The organism is Flavobacterium sp. Root901 (genome assembly GCF_001429765.1).
Lineage (GTDB): Bacteria > Bacteroidota > Bacteroidia > Flavobacteriales > Flavobacteriaceae > Flavobacterium.
In genome coordinates this window covers 221,328-239,931 of the sequence record NZ_LMJB01000005.1, presented here as the reverse complement: position 1 = coordinate 239,931, position 18,604 = coordinate 221,328, and the positions used below count along the sequence as shown (strand labels likewise).

Here is an 18,604-nt window from a genome sequence, read left to right as displayed (position 1 = left end):
CTGAAAGCTTTCAATTAAAAAGAAACTCGGCACCTTAGCATCTGATACTTAGCCTCTTAAAAAAACTACCATTCATTTACTTTATTGGCATCCATTTTTAAGAAGATAAACAACAAAATAGTGAATCCCCAAAGTCCGGAACCTCCATAAGAAAAGAAGGGCAGAGGAACCCCAATAGTTGGGAAAATCCCAATAACCATTGCAATATTTACAAAGAAGTGGATAAACAAAATTCCGGCGACGCAATAACCATAAACCCGGCTGAATTTCGTCTTTTGCCTTTCGGCTAAATAAATTACTCTTAAAAATAGTCCGGTAAAAAGTAAAATAACAACCAAAGAGCCGGCAAAGCCCCATTCTTCTCCAACTGTTGTAAAAATATAATCGGTGTGCTGCTCAGGAACAAATCCTCCTTTGGTTTGTGTTCCTTCTAAAAAGCCTTTTCCAAGCCATCCTCCGGATCCAATAGCAATTTCAGATTGATTAGTATTATAACCAATACCTTTCATGTCTACTGTTTTCCCTAAAAGAATATTGAAACGGTCTCTATGGTGCTGTTTAAAAACGTTGTCAAATACATAATCTACAGAAAGAACAAATCCTGAAATAAGCACTAATAAAATACCGCTCAAAAGGATGTTTCTGTCGACCGCCCTTCCTTTAAAATGTATAATCATTAAAACAGCCAGCGCAATTAAAATAACAACATAAGGTTCTAAAATGAGCGTTAATACAAACAGCAGAATAGTAATAAAACCTGTCCAGACATACCATGATGGAAGTCCTTCTCTAAATAAAACAAGAATAAAAACACTATAAATTAAAGCACTCCCCGGATCGGGCTGTGGTAAAATAAGCATTACAGGTAAAAATACAATGGCTAAAGCCTGCAATTGCCTGTTTGTTTCTTTCAGATTAATTTGTGTGTCACTTAAGTATTTGGCCAATGCCAAAGATGTAGCGGCTTTTGCAAACTCTGACGGCTGAAGTGTAAAGCTTCCAATCGCATACCAGCATCGCTGACCGGCAATCGTTTTTCCGAAAAGAAATAAACCTGCCAAAGATAGCAAGGCAACACCAAAAATTATACTGGCATACTTCTCGTAAAATTTTCCATCAACAAAAAGCACAACAAATATTAATGGAATTGTACATCCAATAAATATTAATTGTTTTTGGTAAGTTCCATCTGTTGATAATAATGAGGAGGAGTAAATATTCAGCCACCCTAATGTTACCAGCGCAATGTAGATAAAGACACTTATCCAGTCAATGTTATTTTTTACACTTTGATTTTTCATTTGAAATAATCTTTCTTAGTTCTTTTTAGTAGTGTCTACTGCTGTTTTCTTAACTTCTGTTTTTGGTGCCGTTGTCGTCGTTGTTTTAGGAACTACAATTTTAGCTTTTAAAATTGAATCTTTTGGTGTCGATTCAATTGCACTTGCTTCGTTCATACCGCCTAATTTTGCATATTCGGCAGCCAGGCTTTTATTTAAAACACGAACTTCTAAATCGGTTCTTGTAATTTTCTTTCTTAAATATTTTTCAATCATTAAACTTGCAACGGGACCTGCAACGGTTGCTCCAAAACCTCCATTTTCAATCATAACTGCAATTGCAATTTTTGGGTTGTCCTTTGGTGCAAATGCCACGAAAATAGAGTGATCTTTAAGCTGTGTTCTTTTTCCGTTTATTTTTGCAAAATTTTCTGCTGTACCTGTTTTTCCACAAATATCAATCCCTTCTACTTTAAGGGCATATGCCGTACCTTTATTATATACGTCAAACAAACCGCTAATTACAGGCGGGAAATATTTTTGATCAATTGTTGTTACGTGTTTTGTTGTAAACTTCGCATCAATTTTTTTGCCTTCAATTTTTTTAATGATATGAGGCGTATAATAGTATCCTTGATTGGCAACGGCTGCCATCATATTAGCAAGCTGAATAGGCGTCATCAAAACCTCTCCTTGTCCAATAGCATTCGAAACGATTGTTGTGCTTCGCCATCCTCCGTTAGGATAAATTCTTTTATATGTTTTTGATGTTGGAATATTACCTTTTTTACCCGTTGGTAAATCATATCCCATAAACTGCCCTAAACCAAAACTTTTTACGTGGCTGCTCCAGACATCTACTGCTTTACCCGGATCTGCATATTTGTTAATCGTTAACATATAAGATTGTCCAAAGTAAGTGTTGCAAGAGTTATAAATACCATTATGCAGCTGATGAGGCCCAAATCCGTGACATTTCATGAAACGGCCGCCGCCATAACTAAATCCGTGGTGACACATAAAAGTTGTCTGCTCATTAATAACACCTTCCTGTAATGCTACTAAACCGGTTAAAATTTTAAAAGGCGAACCTGGAGGATATTCGGCTAAAAGCCCGCGGTCATACAAAGGTTTTGCAATAGAATCATGATACAAAAGCGTGTAGTTTTTAGATCTTTGTCTTCCAACCAAAATACCCGGATCATAAGATGGAGCGGTAACTAATGCTAATATCTCACCGGATTTTGGTTCAATAGCTACAATTCCGCCTCGTTTATTGATCATCAATTCTTCACCGTATTTTTGAAGTTCGGCATCAATAGTTAAGTTGATGTCTTCTCCGGCAACGGCAATCGTATCGTATTTTCCTTCTTTATAAGGACCAATCTCCCGATTGTATTTGTCTTTCTGAATATATTTTACACCTTTTATTCCGCGCAAAATATCTTCGTAGCTTTCTTCAACTCCTTGCTTTCCAATTAAATCCCCGCTATTGTAATAAGGGTTTTTTGCAATTAATTTTTCGTTTACCTGAGTAATAAAACCAAAAATATTGGCGCCATAATCTACTTCATAGTCACGAAGAGAACGTTTCTGGAAATAGAAACCTTCGTATTTTCTTATTTTTTCCTGAAAAGCGGCAAATTCAGCTTTGTTTAACTGAGATAAAAATACAGACGGAAGTCTTGGGCTGTAAACTTTAGCCTTAGCAATTCTTTTGTCGTATTCTTCTCTGGTAATATTTAAAAGAGTACAGAACTCAGCGATATTAAGGTTTTCTTTAATATCTCTCGGAATTACCATGATATCGTACGAAGCTTGATTGGCTACTAACAATTTACCATTTCGGTCGTATATATAGCCGCGTTCCGGATAGTCGTAGACCTTTTTAATCGCATTATTTTCTGATTTCAATTTGAATGAGTCATCAATAATCTGCAGATAAAATATCCGAATCACTAGCAAAGATGCTGCAATAATAATTAAAGAGGGCAGCAGAACTTTTCTCATCGTTTATTGGGCTTAATAATGTAAATTATTATAATTGAAGTGATTATTGTAAAAATGGAACTAAATAACGTTCGGAGTAAAATGTCGAATATAAATTTAAACTGAAAAGCTTCTAGTGTAAATAGTACAATATGATGTAATAAAACTGAAACCAGGATAAATGAAAACCTTTCGGGTGTTAATGATTCATTTAGTTTAATAGTTTGGTATTCATAACTCAGACCGAATGAAAATTTAAAAATATACGGTCGGTAATAAGCGAGAATTACGCAGGCTGTCGCATGAATCCCGCCCGAATTACAAAACATATCCATTGCTAAGCCTAATAGAAAACTGGAAATAATTAATCCGGTTCTGTTACTATTTACCGGATACAGAATAATGTATAAGATATATGGAAAAGGACTTATGTATCCCAGAAAATTCATGTTGTTAAAAATAACAATCTGAATTGCCAGCAACATAATAAAACGAAAAATATTTACCAACAAAGCGCTACTCATCTTTTTCTTTGCTTTTGTTTTCTAAATTAATAAGCTCATCTCTGTCTTTACTTTTGATAATGTAAACATGTCCTAAGTTTGTCATATCGTTAAATAGTTTAACATTTATGACATAATAGCTTGTATTCTTTTTAATGAATATTTTATCTACAGTTCCAATATTAATTCCTTCAGGAAAAATTACAGATTGTCCTCCGGTAACAATTGTATCACCTTTTCTGATAGATGCTAATCTTGGTACATCTTCCAGCTGAACAAATCCTGTACTTTTTCCATCCCAGGTCAATGAACCAAAGTGATTTGATTTTTTGATTTTAGCATTTATCTGAGATTTCATATTCAAAATACTAACTACAGTTGAGTAATTTGGCGAAGTATTGTCAATAACACCAATAATTCCTAAACTGTTAATTACTCCCATATCTTGTTTAACACCTGCATTTCTTCCGGAATTAAGTGTAATATAGTTTTCGTGAGTATTATAAGAGTTGTGAATTACTTTGGAAACAATTATATCTGCAGGTTTAACACCTTTTATACTGTCTGCCAATGGTGCTTGGGTGGTGTCTTTTTTATTAAATAAAAGACTTTTTAACCTTGCGTTTTCAAGTACGAGCTCCTCGTTTTCTGTTCTTAAATTCAAATATTCATTTACACGGTTAAGTCTTTCATAAACACCTCCGCTTAAAAAATTAGCCGAACTGATTACTCTGCTTCTGTGGTAGGAATGCGATTGAATTGTGAGAGTCAACGAAATACCTAAAAGCAGCAAAAACAGCAATCGATTACTGTTTCTTATAATGAAATTAAAAATTTGCTGCATTTCGTGTCTGGTTATTTTGTTTCAGGATATGCTTTAAGGTTTCAAATTTTATCAGGGTCAAATATTAAAAATTTAACCCTGATAAAAGTATTTTGATTGTTATTTTTAAATCTTATTTGATTAAGATACTTTTAAATTTTGCAATGTTTTTAAGTGCCATTCCTGTACCGCGAACAACTGCTCTTAAAGGATCTTCAGCAATGTAAACAGGTAAATCTGTTTTTTGAGAAATACGTTTGTCAAGACCTCTTAACATAGATCCTCCACCTGCTAAATAAATACCGGTGTTGTAAATATCGGCAGCTAACTCTGGCGGAGTTTGAGATAACGTTTCCATAACGGCATCTTCAATACGTTGAATTGACTTATCTAACGCTTTTGCAATTTCACGGTAAGAAACATCTACTTGCTTTGGTTTACCGGTAAGTAAATCTCTACCCTGAACAGACATATCTTCCGGCGGTCCGTCAAGATCTTCGATAGCCGCTCCAATTTGGATTTTTATTTTCTCAGCAGTACTTTCTCCAACAAAAAGGTTGTGTTGTGTACGCATGTAGTAAACGATATCATTTGTAAAAACGTCACCTGCAATCTTCACAGATTTATCACAAACAATTCCGCCTAATGCGATAACTGCAATTTCGGTTGTACCACCTCCAATATCAACAATCATGTTTCCTTTTGGCTGCATAATATCGATACCAATACCAATTGCGGCTGCCATTGGCTCATGAATCAAATAAACTTCTTTTCCGTTTACTCTCTCACAAGATTCTTTTACCGCTCTCATCTCCACCTCAGTAATACCGGAAGGAATACATACTACCATTCTTAATGCAGGGGTAAACATTCTTTTTTTCAATGCAGGAATGCTTTTAATGAACATATTGATCATTTTTTCCGAAGCATCAAAATCGGCAATTACACCATCTTTCAAAGGCCTTATGGTCTTGATGTTTTCATGTGTTTTACCTTGCATCATGTTGGCTTCTTTACCAACAGCAATGATTTTGCCTGATACTCGATCACGTGCAACGATAGATGGACTATCAATGACAACTTTATCATTATGTATGATTAAAGTGTTTGCGGTTCCAAGGTCTATCGCAATATCCTCGGTCATGAAATCAAAAAATCCCATAAGTTTGTTAGGGGTTTAAAATGTTATAAAATAATTTATCGAACAAAGTTAAACAAATTAATGTTTAAAATGACGTGTTCCTGTAAATACCATTGCAAGATTATTTTCATTGCAATAATTTATGCTTAATTCGTCTTTTATAGAACCTCCCGGCTGAATTACAGCAGTTATTCCTGCTTTTTTGGCTAATTCTACACAATCCGGAAATGGGAAAAATGCATCACTTGCCATCGAAGCTCCGTTTAAATCAAATCCAAAAGCTTTTGCTTTGTCAACAGCCTGAATTAAAGCATCAACTCTTGAAGTCTGACCTGTACCGGATGAAATCAATGTTCCGTTTTTTGCAAATACAATTGTATTCGATTTTGTATTCTTGCAAATTTTAGAAGCAAAGATCAAATCTTCGATCTCCTGAGCAGTAGGTTCTGTAATTGTAACGGTTTTTAAATGCTCTTTATTATCTGTAATATTATTTCTGTCCTGAATTAACAAACCATTAAGACAAGTTCTTACCTGACGCGATGGCAATTCTACTTCATTTTGAACTAATATAATTCTGTTTTTCTTTTCCTGCAAAACTGTAATTGCCTCATCATCATAAGCTGGTGCTATTACAACTTCACAGAATAATTTATTAATTTCCTGAGCGGTTTCTAAATCTATTTTAGTGTTTGAAATTAAAACTCCACCAAAAGCAGAAGTAGGATCGCAGGCCAAAGCCGCCAAATAAGCTTCGCTGATTGTTTTTCTTGAAGCTAATCCGCAGGCATTATTATGTTTTAGGATTGCAAATGTCGGTCCGTCTGTTTTAAATTCTGCAATTAAATTAACAGCAGCATCAACATCTAATAAATTATTGTAAGATAACTCTTTTCCGTGAACTTTTGTGAACATTGCATCAAAATCTCCAAAGAAAAATCCTTTTTGATGAGGATTCTCTCCATATCTTAAAACCTGTCCGTTTGCAATACTTTCTTTATAGATTGTTTCATCGGTGTTAAAATAGTTAAAAATAGCTCCGTCATAGTGAGAAGAAACATGGAAAGCTTTTGAAGCAAATAATCTTCTGTTTTCAAGAGTTGTAGAACCATTTTGTTCTGTAATCAAATCTAAAAGCATGCTGTACTCATTAACAGAAGCCACAATCACAGTATCTTTGAAGTTTTTTGCTCCGGCACGGATTAAGGAAATTCCGCCAATATCAATTTTTTCAATAATATCCTGCTCACTTGCACCAGAAGCAACAGTTTTTTCAAAAGGATACAAATCAACAATCACTAAATCAATTTGAGGAATATCAAATTCTTTCATTTGCTGGACATCACTTTCATTATCCTGACGGTTCAAAATTCCGCCAAAAATTTTTGGATGTAAAGTTTTTACTCTTCCTCCAAGAATTTCAGGGAAAGAAGTAATGTCTTCAACAGGAACTACCGGAATTCCAAGGTTTTTAATAAAATCTTCTGTTCCTCCGGTTGAGTAAAGTGTTACGTTTTGCTCATGTAATTTTCTAACGATTGGCTCTAATCCATCTTTCGAAAAAACAGATATTAACGCTGATTGTATTTTTTTAGTTGTGCTCATTGTGTAGTTATGATTTTCAGACTGCAAAAGTAGTTTTTTTATATATTATTTTAAAAGAAATTAATGTAACATTCTCTTAAAAAAATCTACTGATGAGTAAGTTAACTTTTATTAGGTTTTTGTTTTTAAATTATTGAATTTTACTTTATTGAAAAATACATAATATGCTTCTTTATCTACGATTATTAAAAGAAAGTCTCAGTTTTGCCATAAACGCATTACGCAATAATAAATTACGGACTTTATTGTCGCTGTTAGGTGTTACAATTGGTATTTTTTCAATTATTGCCGTCCTGGCCGCAGTTGATTCTTTGGATAAAAAAATCTCTAAAGATTTGAGCAGCTTAGATAAAAATACGATTTATTTAATGAAATACTGTTTTGGACCGTCTGAAATTCCACAATGGAAAAGAGAACAGTTTCCAAATGTAAAATATGATGAATATATAGGTCTGAAAAATTCAATGAATAATACAGATCAGGTAGGATATCAACTGTTTGTAAATCACGAAACTTTAAAATATGATTCAAAAACGGTTGCCGATGTAAATATCGTTCCTTCTTCTTTTGAGATGGTAGATATTGACGGATTAAGTTTTGATAAAGGAAGATTCTATAATGAATCTGAATCAAACTCAGGAACTGCAGTTATTGTTTTGGGGTATGAAATCGCTGAAGGTCTTTTTGGTTCCAGTGATCCAATTGGAAAAAATATTCGATTGTATGGACAGCGTTTTACAGTTATTGGCGTAATTACAAAACAAGGAGCAGGATTTTTTGGAGACAGCAACGATACATCTGTTTATCTGCCGGCAAATTTTTTACGCAGAATGTATGGTGACAGCGACGCCATGACACCGGTTATTGTTTTAAAGCCTACAAAAGGTGTTGATATGGATGCTTACAAAGCTGAAGTTGCGCAAAAGCTGCGAGCAATTCGCGGAATGAAAGCAGGAGAAATGGACAACTTTTTTATTAATGTGCTTTCTGGATTTACAGATTTTATCGACGGAATTTTAGGCCAAATGAATGTTGTAGGATGGATTATCAGCGGATTTTCTCTTTTAGTCGGCGGTTTCGGAATTGCTAATATTATGTTTGTTTCGGTTAAGGAAAGAACCAATTTAATTGGAATTCAAAAATCATTGGGAGCCAAAAATCGTTTCATATTATTTCAGTTTTTGTTTGAAGCCATAATTCTATCTGTAATTGGTGGAATTATTGGATTATTGATGGTTTGGGGAATTTCAATTATTCTGACAAAAGTACTTGATTTCGAATTTGTTTTGAGTCTGGGAAATATACTTTTAGGAACCGGTTTAGCAGCATTGATTGGATTGATTTCGGGAATACTTCCGGCAATTTCTGCTGCAAATTTAGATCCTGTTGAAGCTATCCGAACGGGAATGTAGCTGTCATTTTTATTTTATGTAATTCTTGAAGACTGGAGTTGGTTGGATTTTTTTGTGTAAATAACAATTTAAATCACTAAAAAAAATGAGCTTTATATTAAAACATGTTGATATTATTGAGTCTATTTCCAGAGATGATTTTAAAAAGAATTATTTAGATAAAAGGAAACCTTTAATTATAAAAGGACTAACAAAAGACTGGCCCGCCAGAGAAAAATGGTCGACGGAATATTTTAAGCAAATTGCAGGAGATATTGAAGTAAAACTAGTGGACAATTCTAAAGCCGATCCCGCTAAAGTAATTAATGCTTCGATTGCCAGTATGAAATTTGGCGATTATCTCGATTTAATAAAAAGAGAGCCAACAGATTTGCGTATTTTTTTCTTCAATCTCTTTAAACACAAACCCGAATTAGTTAATGATGTAAAAATCCCAAAAGAATTAATGGGCGGTTTTATAGAAAGCATGCCGGCAATGTTTTTTGGAGGTTCAAAAGCAATTACTTTTTTGCATTATGATATTGATCTGCCACATCTTTTTCATACTCATTTTGGAGGCAGAAAACATATTATATTATTTGATAATAAATGGAAGAAAAGGTTGTATTGTCTTCCTAATACCACTTATGCATTAGAAGATTACGATGTTGCCAATCCCGATTTTGAAAAATTTCCGGCTCTAAAGGGAGTAGAGGGTTATGAGGTTTTTCTCGAACATGGAGATACCTTATTTATGCCAACAGGAATGTGGCACTGGATGCGCTATATTGACGGTTCTTTTTCGTTGACACTTCGTGCATGGGATAGTTCTGTTTCAAGAAAAATCGCTAGTGTATGGAGTTTATTTATGCATGGCGCAGTCGATAGTGCTATAAAAATAGTTTTTAGAGAACGTTATGCTAAATGGCGTGAGAAATTGGTTTTCAAAATTGCTGAAAGAGAATTAAGAAATGACAGACCAAAAAACTAATCTAATTTTGCAATTATTTAAAGGCAAAACTTAAATATAAAAAAATCCCAAGAAGCAAATCTTGGGATTTTATATTAATAGCAGTTTTAAAAACTATCTGATATCATTATTCTGAATCAAATCGATATATAAATTGATTTTATCTTTCAATTCTTTTCTTGGTGTAATAAAGTCAAGGAAACCGTGTTCTAAAAGAAACTCAGCAGTTTGGAAACCTTCCGGTAAATCTTTTCCTGTAGTGTCACGAACAACACGCGGACCGGCAAAACCAATCAAAGCGCCCGGCTCAGAGATGTTGATATCTCCTAACATTGCGTAAGATGCAGTTGTTCCCCCAGTTGTCGGGTCTGTACAAAGAGAAATGTATGGCAGTTTAGCTTCAGCTAACTGAGCTAATTTTACAGAAGTTTTTGCCAATTGCATTAAAGAATAAGCAGCTTCCATCATACGGGCACCACCAGATTTAGAAATCATTACAAAAGGAAGTTTGTTTTTGATCGCGTGATCAATACCTCTTGCAATTTTTTCACCTACAACCGCACCCATAGATCCACCAATAAAAGCAAAATCCATACAGCAGATTACAAGTTCTTTTCCTTTAGATTTCCCTACTCCCGTACGTACAGCGTCTTTAAGATGAGTTTTTTCCATTACATCTTTTAATCTTTCTGCATATTTTTTTGTGTCCACAAAATGCAGAGGATCTTTTGATGTCATGTTTTTATCTAACTCAACAAATTCGTTATTGTCGAATAAAATTTCAAAATAGGTTGCGCTTCCAATTCGAACATGAAAATCATCTTCAGGGCTTACGAATAAGTTGCGTGCTAATTCGTCTGCATCAATAATTTTTCCAGTAGGAGATTTGTACCACAATCCTTTCGGAACGTCCATCTTATCTTCTGTAGCGGTCGTAATCCCTTTTTCTTGTCTTTTAAACCAAGCCATATTTTATTGTTTTTTTTGTTTCAGGTTTCAAGTTTCAGACGTGAACTTGAAACTTTAAACCTGATACTTGAAACTTTTATTATAATGTGTTCACATTGTTTAAGTCAGCAAAAGCTTGTTCAAGTCTTGCGTTGAATGTTACTTCACTTTCACGAACCCATCTTCTTGGGTCATAATATTTTTTGTTTGGAGCATCAGCACCTTCAGGGTTACCAATTTGTGATTTTAAATAGTCAAGATTTTTAACCATATAATCACGAATTCCTTCTGTGTATGCAAATTGTAAATCTGTATCGATGTTCATTTTTACAACTCCGTAGCTGATTCCTTCTCTGATTTCTTCAAGTGTAGAACCTGAACCTCCGTGGAAAACGAAATCTACCGGATTGTGTCCAGTGTTGAATTTGTTTTGTACGTAATCCTGAGAATTTTTTAAGATTTTTGGAGTCAATTTTACGTTTCCTGGTTTGTAAACACCGTGAACGTTTCCAAAAGCAGCAGCGATTGTAAATTTAGGACTTACTTTAGATAATTCTTCGTAAGCATAAGCTACTTCTTCTGGCTGTGTATATAATTTTGAGCTGTCTACGTCTGAGTTGTCAACGCCATCTTCCTCACCACCTGTAATACCAAGTTCGATTTCTAATGTCATTCCCATTTTGCTCATTCTCGCTAAATATTCTTTACAGATTTCAATGTTCTCTTCGATTGGCTCCTCAGACAAATCGATCATGTGAGAACTAAATAATGGTTTTCCTGTTTCTGCAAAATGTTTTTCAGAAGCGTCTAACAAACCATCAATCCAAGGTAATAATTTTTTTGCACAGTGGTCAGTATGTAAAATTACAGTTGCACCGTAAGCTTCTGCTAATGTATGAATATGTAATGCTCCAGCGATTCCACCAGCAATTGCTGCTTTTTCGCCTGCGTTAGATAAACCTTTTCCTGCGTTAAATTGTGCTCCTCCGTTTGAAAATTGAATAATAACTGGCGCATTTAGTTTTGCTGCAGTTTCAAGAACCCCATTGATTGTACTAGAACCAGTTACGTTTACAGCTGGTAAAGCAAATCCTTTTTCCTTTGCATAATTAAAAATCTCCTGAACCTGATCTCCTGTAGCTACTCCTGGTTTAATGTTGTGTGCCATTGTAATTTTTTTTATAGTTGTTTTTAGTTTTTAGGTTGCAAAAATAAGAATTAATTAGCATTAGAAAGGATAATTTATACCAAAATTTAAAACAGAGTGTCCAAAATTGTACTCTTTAAACCATCGGTCACCCTTGTCATGTGCCGGATTATAAGTCTTGAAGCCTAAATCTAAACGAATAACAAAAAAGCTTAAATCATATCGTAATCCAAATCCTGAACCTAAAGCAATTTCTTCTAAATCGTTTAAGTTGTCGAATTTTGCTTTCGGGTCTATTACATTATCGAGTACATTCCAGATATTTCCGGCGTCTGCAAAGATCGCTCCTTTAACATCGCCAAAAATTTTAAATCGGTATTCGGCACTAAGGGCAATTTTCATATTTGCTTCGTTAAAATCGTTTAAAGCATTTGTGCTTCCCGGACCCAGAGAGTATGGCTGCCAGGCTCTGTTGTCGTTTGATCCCCCGGAATAATAACTTCGTGAAAACGGAATGTAGTTTGAATTACCAAATGGAATGGCAATTCCAAAAAAGCTTCTTACGGCTAATACTTTTTCTTTTCCAAAATCCCAGTGCTTTATATAATCAAATTCTCCTTTAATATATTCAGCATACTCTAAATTGAAAATCTCGTAATTGCCATTGGTGTTTTTAGTTAAGTTTCCAATGCTGGAAATGGCTGATAATAAAGTTCCTGCAGATTCTAATTTAGTTTTAAACTGATAAAAAGTATTATCTGCCAAATCTGTTTTAGTGGTTTTCGTAAAAGTATAACTGGTAGAGAGAATAAAATCATTTTCAGTTAAACGAACCCTTCTTTCTTCTATACTTTCTACATCTTTATATTGTGCATCGCCAGGTTTTAAGTCGGTTTGCTGCGTTAATACTTCGTTTGTAAAATTAGTTGTCCCCGAAGGTATAATTAAGTTTCCGTCTCCATCAATATTTCCGGCAGAAGGATTGTGATCCTGTGCAATACTATTTAATTCATTATAAGAAGATTTATAAACATTGAAATAGTTATTTGGGTTTAGGTTTCGAACATATTGAGCGTTCAATAAATCAAATTTTACTGTATTACGTCTTTTAGGAGACCAGTTGTAAGCGATTCCTCCGGTAAAATTTTCTTTATCTAAACCAATATTCCGCTGTTTTGAAAAACCTGCAGCAATTGAGGTAGAAGGAATCATTCTCTTCGGAATAATTTTTTCTGTTCCAAAAGGCATCAGGATTCTTGGAAAATTAAGTTTTAAATCCAATCCGTATTCCGAAACGTTGAAAAAGTTATTGTTTGGGTTTGCCATGTCTTTTGAGGAACCAATATTGGCCCGCGCAGAAATCTCTAATGTTTCGGCCCTGTTAAATACATTTCGAATAGTTTCTGAAACACTGGCTCCAATTCCAAAATCCTGAATATTAGAATGGGTAAAATCTAATGTTGCTCCAAAACTGTATTTTTTTCTTGGTGTTAAATAAACTTTGGCAATTAAGGATTCTCCGGTTGGGTCGCGTTTATCAACTTCATACTGAATAGAGGGATAATTGAAAATTTTAAGGTTATTCAAATATCTTGAAGAAAGTGTGGTTCTTGTATCAGAGAAAACGCTTCCTTTAGTAATAAAAATGGCATCTGTAATTGCGCGTGGTTTGTATTTTAGTTTCTTATAACTGTACAGGTTAAAATTATTGTATGTTGTGCTGTCGTTAATTTTACTTTTTGCATTTGCAGGAGAATAATCAGTGTAAATGTTCACATCACTGATAGTGTACAATTTGAATGGCTCTGTTCTGCTTGAATCTCTTTCCTGAATGTTGTTATTGTTGATTATTAAAGTTACATCGGCTTTGTTTTTTTTACCAATTGTATCGATATCAAAAGTTACGTATGTTGGCTGAAAAAAGTAAGCACCGTGATTTCTGTAATAAGTTGTGATGCGGTTTTTTTCATCTTCAAAATCAGTAGTTTTATATTGATTTCCTGATTTTAAAAATGAAGGTTCATTGTTTGTTTTATACAACGAATCGAGTGCAGGAGTTAATATTTTGGTTTTAATAGTATCAAGAATATAAGCAGGGCCCGTTGTAATGTTATAATTTACAGCCGCTTTTTTTCGGGCAATACTATCTATTGTATAATCTGTTACAACATTAAAATAACCATTGTTAAAATAATAAAACTTTAAACGCTGTAATGATTTTTTAGTTCTGGCGGTGTCGATAATAACTGGCGGTTCTCCGGTACTTTTTAAAAACTCATGTATTCCTTTATATAAAAAAGACTGGCCCAGCCTGTCTACCTGTTTGGCTGATAAAATTTTAGCCTGACGTTCGTATAACCCGGGATTGTTTTTAAATTTTGCCTGATAAGTAGAATCTGGATTCAGGTTGGCAAGATTATATAAATTTAAACGCAATTTATAGCCTAATAAAGTACCATTTGGTTTTTGATACAACTGATTAGATGCGTTTTCATCATTTGTAGATTTTCCGTTTACAAGAATATTATTTTTTACAAGAAGGTTTTTTCCATCCGGAACTCTTTTTACAGCATTACAAGCGCAAATAAGTATTGCTATTAGGATAAATGCTATTATTTTTGTGGAATTATTTTTCAAGTGTTTTTTAATATTTAATTCAAAAGTACATTATTTTATGGTTAGTAAAAACCAAATAAAGCTTATATCAGGTCTGCATCAAAAAAAACAGCGTTTTGCAAATCAATTATTTTTTGCCGAAGGGGTAAAGGTAATTCAGGAATTGCTGCAATCCAATTTTGAATTAGAACATTTATACACCACTTTAAACGATTTTGAAAAAGTTCACGAGTCAAAGCGAACTCTCATTAATGAACAAGAACTGAAAAAAATAAGTGCTTTAACTACGCCAAATTCCTGCCTGGCAGTTTTTAAAATGCCTGTCGAAAATCAAATTATAAATTCAGGTTTAATTCTGGCTTTAGACGATATTCGTGATCCCGGAAACTTAGGTACAATTATGCGTCTTTGTGACTGGTTCGGAATCAGACAAATTATCTGTTCAAAAGAAACAGTCGATATTTATAATCCAAAAGTAGTTCAGGCTACTATGGGATCAATTGCCAGAGTAAACGTAAATTATGTTGACCTGAAAACTTTTATAAGTCAGACAAAACTTCCTGTTTTTGGAACTTTTATGGATGGCGATAATATTTATCAATATGATTTACCGCAAAACGGGATCATTATTATGGGTAACGAAGCCAACGGTATTTCAGCAGAAATTGAAAAAATAGTTACCACCCGAATCACAATTCCAAGATTTGGTGAGCTGCAAAAAACGGAAAGTTTAAATGTAGCTACAGCAACAGCAATTATTTTAAGTGAATTTAAACGAAATAGTTAATATTTTGTTTTAATGAAATGTGAAATTTATTAAAATCGCTCTGGATTTCATAGAATCGATATTATCTGTCCACGGACTCGGACCGTTTACAGGCTTATCGCGAATTAATTCATCGCCTATACCAAACATTCCTCTTACTGAGGGAGAGAAAATAAAATATTCAGTAAAGAAATCAATTCCAAAACCAAGTTCATAAGCAGCAGTCCATTGTTTTACCCTGAATTTGCCTTCAAAGTTATCATCATTTGAGCTTGAATTGCTTGATAAATTTAAAGTAGTAGACATTCCTCCAACTAAATACGGGCGGATATTTCCGGTTCTTAAAGAAGAGAATTTCAACAATAAAGGAAAGTGAATGTAAGTACTGTTTACTTCTCTGAGATAATCTTTCTCTAAATTTCCTACGCCGGGATAATACAAATCTCTTTTTGTATAATATAATCCCGGTTCAAAACGAAGATTAATATATTCCTGAAGTCTTAAATCGGCAACAACACCTACATTAAATCCGGTTGTCTTTTTTACCTGAATGTCACCTTGAACTGGATTTTTGTAATCAAATTTAAAATCGAAACTGTTAAATCCTAAATAATAACCAAAATAGACACGCTGTTTCTGCCAGTTTTCAAGGTTGATAATAGGATCTTTACTAAACATACTTTTAGCAAATTGAGAGTATCCTTTTGTCGTTAAGACCAGTAAAATTACGATTACAATTTTTTTCATACTATTTTTTAGATGCTGAATAAATGGTTGCTACACCAAAAGTTTGCGGCATTGCTGCAACATCTATAAACCCAGTTTTTCTTAAAATATTGTTTAACGCCTCGCCATAAGGAAAAGCCGCTGCAGATTCAGACAAATAACCGTAAGCCGAATTGTCCTTAGAAAACAATTTTCCAATAACCGGAAGTATATTTTTAGTGTAAAATTTATATCCTTGTTTATATGGTGTTTTATCAGGAACAGAAGTTTCCAGGATTACAAATACACCATTTGGTTTTAGAACCCGTAAAATTTCGGCAAATCCTTTTTCTAAATTTTCAAAATTACGCACTCCGAAACCTACTGTAATGGCGTCAAAATAATTATCTTCAAAAGGAATGTTTTCAGAATCGCCTAAAACTAAATCAATAACATTGGAAAGTTTTTTTTCATCAACTTTTTTTCTGCCCACTTCAAGCATTCCTGCCGAAATATCAAGACCAATAATCTTTTCAGCATTTGTTCTGGCCATCAAAATAGCCAAATCTCCGGTTCCTGTAGCAATATCCAGAATTACTTTTGGTTTAGAATCAGAAACTATTTTTAATACTTTTTTTCTCCACTTAGTATCAATACCAAATGAAATTACACGATTCAGGTTATCGTAGTTCCCTGAAATGTTATCAAACATTTGGGCAACCTGCTCTTTCTTACCTAAAGAAGAGTCTTTATATGGAGTTATTTTTTCAGACATTACTATAATTTACGCAAATATAAACAATCTAGTTTAACTGTAATTGAGTTTTTTAAATTGTCAATTAAATGTTTTTAACGCATCACCAAAAGTGGGTATTTTTAAAATATAACTAAAAGTGGGTATTGTGCTGAGCCGTTTTTATGCACAACTTTGTCTAAGTAAAAATGATGAAATTTAATGATTGATAATTTCACATTGACTTAATCAGATGACTGTTTTTTTTGCACTGGCAGTTGTTTGTTCAGGAAAGTAGTTTTTAAAGTGTTGTTCTTGGGGGAATACTATTTTAAAAAGTGCGAAGTACGTTCTTAGGATTAAATTTGTTTTTGGAAATTTTAATTTTCTTGCCTTTAATATCTTAGTGGTATTTGTTATTAAAGGCGCTTTTGAGATTCGTCTCAATTAACATTAAATGTTATTCAGTTATTTCAAATGCTTTTTGCATTTGCGATTTTACAAAAACTATTTCTTGAGCAAGTCAAGACTAAAATCAATCGTTTTTTAAAAAACATCCTTCAAAAGAGGATGTTTTTTTATTTATTTTCTAATGTAAGTTTCGTAAGTATAATCATAAAGATGTTTTTCGTCTTTAAAATTTTCTTCAGATTCTACGAGCTGCCATTCGCTTTTGTTGATTTTTGGAAAAAAAGCATCGGCATCAAAAGTATGATGTACTTTAGTAATTTCAATGATATCTGCAAATGGTAAACCTAAATTATAAATTTCTCCTCCGCCAATAATATATGAGTCTTCGTTTTTAGGACACAATTCAATAGCTTTTTCCATGCTGTCAACAACAATACATCCTTCCGGATTGTAATTTTTCTGACGCGTTATAACAATATGAACTCTGTTTGGTAAGGGCTTTGGGAAACTTTCAAAAGTTTTTCTTCCCATAATAATATGATGATTAGTTGTAAGAGCCTTGAATCTTTTAAAATCATTTGGCAGATGCCATACTAATTCATTATTTTTTCCCAGGGCATTATTTTCGGCAACTGCCGCTATCATTATAATCATGGTATATAACTAAATTTTATTTTCAGTGTCGTCGTTTATTTTCGATTCCAATTGGCTGATTCTTTTTTGTTGTAAGGCAACAAGTCTGTCAATTTGTTCTCTTTCCCATTTTTTATTCATAAAACGATCTGTTATATATACTTTTATAAAATGCAGAATAAAAATAAAGAGCCAGATAGTAATACCCCAGATGCACCAGTTTTGGGTTGTTCCTTCTCCAAAGCCAAAAAATCTATTGGCAATAAACAAAAATAAACTTCCTATAAGGAAAAGAACAAAATGAAAATATAAGACTTTTTTTTGTCTTAATCGTCTTCTGGCATACTCATATTGTTCGTGTACTTCTTTTTCCATAAGATAAAAATGAGATTATAAAGTTAAAATTTATTTTTAAAACTCCCTATTTCGGCTATAGAATATTTCCTTCAAAATATTCTCACAATTTGAAATGCGAAAAATAAAGCGTATTAAATTATAGATCTAATTAAAATAACATACTGTTTTTATCATAATCATAAATCGGATATGGTGCTGTCGGATGTTTAAATGAATTTGTTTAATTTTATTCTATAAATCTAAAAACTAAACAGTTATGTCTTTGAAGAAACAATTTATTAAAACAAAACCAGTAGTTAAGGTTACATTTTCTATAGATGCCAAAAATGCTGATTCGGCAGCAGTTGTTGGTGATTTTAATAACTGGGATCCTTCAGAAGGAGCTTTAAGCAAGTTAAAAAATGGAACTTTTAAAGCAACTTATGATTTGGTTAAAGATGCGATTTACGAATTTAAGTATCTAATCGACGGGGCTTATGTTAATGACCCTGAAGCTGATTTTTACAAATGGAATGATTATGCCGGAAGTGAAAACGGTGTTTTGGTTGTATAAAAAAATCCGCTTAATTAATATCAGGCGGATTTT

Annotated in this window: 17 protein-coding genes; 4 read left to right on the top strand and 13 right to left on the bottom strand. The window is 33.4% G+C overall.

Going from position 1 to position 18,604, the window contains the following annotated elements:
- Positions 1–65 precede the first annotated feature (65 nt).
- The 6 genes from rodA to purH form a co-directional block, all read right to left on the bottom strand.
- Positions 66–1,301: a rod shape-determining protein RodA gene (gene rodA / locus ASE21_RS04725; RefSeq protein ID WP_057121427.1), complete on the bottom strand. Its 1,236-nt coding sequence runs from the start codon at positions 1,299–1,301 to the stop codon at positions 66–68.
- A 15-nt stretch (positions 1,302–1,316) separates the two neighbouring features.
- Positions 1,317–3,290, bottom strand: a complete 1,974-nt coding sequence (gene mrdA / locus ASE21_RS04720; protein WP_057121426.1) for a penicillin-binding protein 2 — start codon at positions 3,288–3,290, stop codon at positions 1,317–1,319.
- On the bottom strand, positions 3,287–3,793 hold the full coding sequence (locus ASE21_RS22205; protein WP_057121425.1) for a hypothetical protein: 507 nt from the start codon (positions 3,791–3,793) through the stop codon (positions 3,287–3,289). Before ASE21_RS22205 ends, mrdA begins: the two co-directional genes overlap by 4 nt.
- Positions 3,786–4,616, bottom strand: a complete 831-nt coding sequence (gene mreC / locus ASE21_RS04710) for a rod shape-determining protein MreC (protein WP_057121424.1) — start codon at positions 4,614–4,616, stop codon at positions 3,786–3,788. Before mreC ends, ASE21_RS22205 begins: the two co-directional genes overlap by 8 nt.
- Positions 4,617–4,728: 112 nt before the next feature.
- On the bottom strand, positions 4,729–5,757 hold the full coding sequence (locus tag ASE21_RS04705) for a rod shape-determining protein (RefSeq protein ID WP_008466528.1): 1,029 nt from the start codon (positions 5,755–5,757) through the stop codon (positions 4,729–4,731).
- 57 nt (positions 5,758–5,814) lie between these two features.
- Complete coding sequence (purH, locus tag ASE21_RS04700; RefSeq protein ID WP_057121423.1) at positions 5,815–7,341, bottom strand: bifunctional phosphoribosylaminoimidazolecarboxamide formyltransferase/IMP cyclohydrolase; 1,527 nt, start codon at positions 7,339–7,341, stop codon at positions 5,815–5,817.
- A 164-nt stretch (positions 7,342–7,505) separates the two neighbouring features.
- Between purH and ASE21_RS04695 the strand changes: the two genes are divergently transcribed.
- Together ASE21_RS04695 and ASE21_RS04690 are read left to right on the top strand one after the other, a co-directional pair.
- A complete protein-coding gene (locus tag ASE21_RS04695; RefSeq protein ID WP_057121422.1) occupies positions 7,506–8,753 on the top strand; it encodes an ABC transporter permease in 1,248 nt (415 codons plus the stop codon).
- 85 nt (positions 8,754–8,838) lie between these two features.
- Positions 8,839–9,723: a cupin-like domain-containing protein gene (locus tag ASE21_RS04690; RefSeq protein ID WP_057121421.1), complete on the top strand. Its 885-nt coding sequence runs from the start codon at positions 8,839–8,841 to the stop codon at positions 9,721–9,723.
- A gap of 93 nt (positions 9,724–9,816) precedes the next feature.
- On the opposite strand, the gene accD is transcribed toward ASE21_RS04690, so the two are convergent.
- The 3 genes from accD to ASE21_RS04675 form a co-directional block, all read right to left on the bottom strand.
- Complete coding sequence (accD, locus tag ASE21_RS04685) at positions 9,817–10,671, bottom strand: acetyl-CoA carboxylase, carboxyltransferase subunit beta (RefSeq protein ID WP_017498373.1); 855 nt, start codon at positions 10,669–10,671, stop codon at positions 9,817–9,819.
- 79 nt (positions 10,672–10,750) lie between these two features.
- Positions 10,751–11,818 carry a class II fructose-bisphosphate aldolase gene (fbaA, locus tag ASE21_RS04680; RefSeq protein ID WP_057121420.1) on the bottom strand — a complete coding sequence of 356 codons (1,068 nt, stop codon included), beginning with the start codon at positions 11,816–11,818 and terminating at the stop codon, positions 10,751–10,753.
- A 60-nt stretch (positions 11,819–11,878) separates the two neighbouring features.
- The gene (locus tag ASE21_RS04675; RefSeq protein WP_057121419.1) at positions 11,879–14,434 is read right to left on the bottom strand and encodes a BamA/TamA family outer membrane protein; all 2,556 of its coding nucleotides are present in this window, start codon (positions 14,432–14,434) and stop codon (positions 11,879–11,881) included.
- A 37-nt stretch (positions 14,435–14,471) separates the two neighbouring features.
- On the opposite strand from ASE21_RS04675, the gene ASE21_RS04670 reads away from it, so the two are divergent.
- Entirely contained in the window at positions 14,472–15,200 is a 729-nt protein-coding gene (locus tag ASE21_RS04670; protein ID WP_057121418.1) for a TrmH family RNA methyltransferase, read from the top strand.
- Between the two features lie 9 nt (positions 15,201–15,209).
- Here the strand turns inward: ASE21_RS04670 and ASE21_RS04665 are convergent, their stop codons facing one another.
- The 4 genes from ASE21_RS04665 to ASE21_RS04650 form a co-directional block, all read right to left on the bottom strand.
- A complete protein-coding gene (locus ASE21_RS04665) occupies positions 15,210–15,926 on the bottom strand; it encodes a porin family protein (RefSeq protein WP_057121417.1) in 717 nt (238 codons plus the stop codon).
- A 1-nt stretch (position 15,927) separates the two neighbouring features.
- A complete protein-coding gene (gene ubiE, locus ASE21_RS04660) occupies positions 15,928–16,659 on the bottom strand; it encodes a bifunctional demethylmenaquinone methyltransferase/2-methoxy-6-polyprenyl-1,4-benzoquinol methylase UbiE (RefSeq protein WP_057121416.1) in 732 nt (243 codons plus the stop codon).
- Between the two features lie 540 nt (positions 16,660–17,199).
- Positions 17,200–17,682, bottom strand: a complete 483-nt coding sequence (locus tag ASE21_RS04655) for a dihydrofolate reductase (RefSeq protein WP_057121415.1) — start codon at positions 17,680–17,682, stop codon at positions 17,200–17,202.
- 9 nt (positions 17,683–17,691) lie between these two features.
- Complete coding sequence (locus tag ASE21_RS04650; protein ID WP_057121414.1) at positions 17,692–18,036, bottom strand: 2TM domain-containing protein; 345 nt, start codon at positions 18,034–18,036, stop codon at positions 17,692–17,694.
- Positions 18,037–18,274: 238 nt separating this feature from the next.
- Between ASE21_RS04650 and ASE21_RS04645 the strand changes: the two genes are divergently transcribed.
- Positions 18,275–18,571 carry an isoamylase early set domain-containing protein gene (locus tag ASE21_RS04645; protein WP_057121413.1) on the top strand — a complete coding sequence of 99 codons (297 nt, stop codon included), beginning with the start codon at positions 18,275–18,277 and terminating at the stop codon, positions 18,569–18,571.
- Positions 18,572–18,604: the final 33 nt, after the last annotated feature.

Bases quoted from the DNA above. Each gene is read 5' to 3' on its own strand.
- ASE21_RS04670 (WP_057121418.1), top strand. From the start codon at position 14,472: ATGGTTAGTAAAAACCAAATAAAGCTTATATCAGGTCTGCATCAAAAA.
- ASE21_RS04705 (WP_008466528.1), bottom strand. From the start codon at position 5,757: ATGGGATTTTTTGATTTCATGACCGAGGATATTGCGATAGACCTTGGA.
- ASE21_RS04695 (WP_057121422.1), top strand. From the start codon at position 7,506: ATGCTTCTTTATCTACGATTATTAAAAGAAAGTCTCAGTTTTGCCATA.
- fbaA (WP_057121420.1), bottom strand. From the start codon at position 11,818: ATGGCACACAACATTAAACCAGGAGTAGCTACAGGAGATCAGGTTCAG.
- ubiE (WP_057121416.1), bottom strand. From the start codon at position 16,659: ATGTCTGAAAAAATAACTCCATATAAAGACTCTTCTTTAGGTAAGAAA.
- ASE21_RS04650 (WP_057121414.1), bottom strand. From the start codon at position 18,036: ATGGAAAAAGAAGTACACGAACAATATGAGTATGCCAGAAGACGATTA.
- ASE21_RS04655 (WP_057121415.1), bottom strand. From the start codon at position 17,682: ATGATTATAATGATAGCGGCAGTTGCCGAAAATAATGCCCTGGGAAAA.
- ASE21_RS04645 (WP_057121413.1), top strand. From the start codon at position 18,275: ATGTCTTTGAAGAAACAATTTATTAAAACAAAACCAGTAGTTAAGGTT.
- mrdA (WP_057121426.1), bottom strand. From the start codon at position 3,290: ATGAGAAAAGTTCTGCTGCCCTCTTTAATTATTATTGCAGCATCTTTG.
- mreC (WP_057121424.1), bottom strand. From the start codon at position 4,616: ATGCAGCAAATTTTTAATTTCATTATAAGAAACAGTAATCGATTGCTG.
- purH (WP_057121423.1), bottom strand. From the start codon at position 7,341: ATGAGCACAACTAAAAAAATACAATCAGCGTTAATATCTGTTTTTTCG.
- accD (WP_017498373.1), bottom strand. From the start codon at position 10,671: ATGGCTTGGTTTAAAAGACAAGAAAAAGGGATTACGACCGCTACAGAA.
- ASE21_RS04665 (WP_057121417.1), bottom strand. From the start codon at position 15,926: ATGAAAAAAATTGTAATCGTAATTTTACTGGTCTTAACGACAAAAGGA.
- rodA (WP_057121427.1), bottom strand. From the start codon at position 1,301: ATGAAAAATCAAAGTGTAAAAAATAACATTGACTGGATAAGTGTCTTT.
- ASE21_RS04690 (WP_057121421.1), top strand. From the start codon at position 8,839: ATGAGCTTTATATTAAAACATGTTGATATTATTGAGTCTATTTCCAGA.
- ASE21_RS22205 (WP_057121425.1), bottom strand. From the start codon at position 3,793: ATGAGTAGCGCTTTGTTGGTAAATATTTTTCGTTTTATTATGTTGCTG.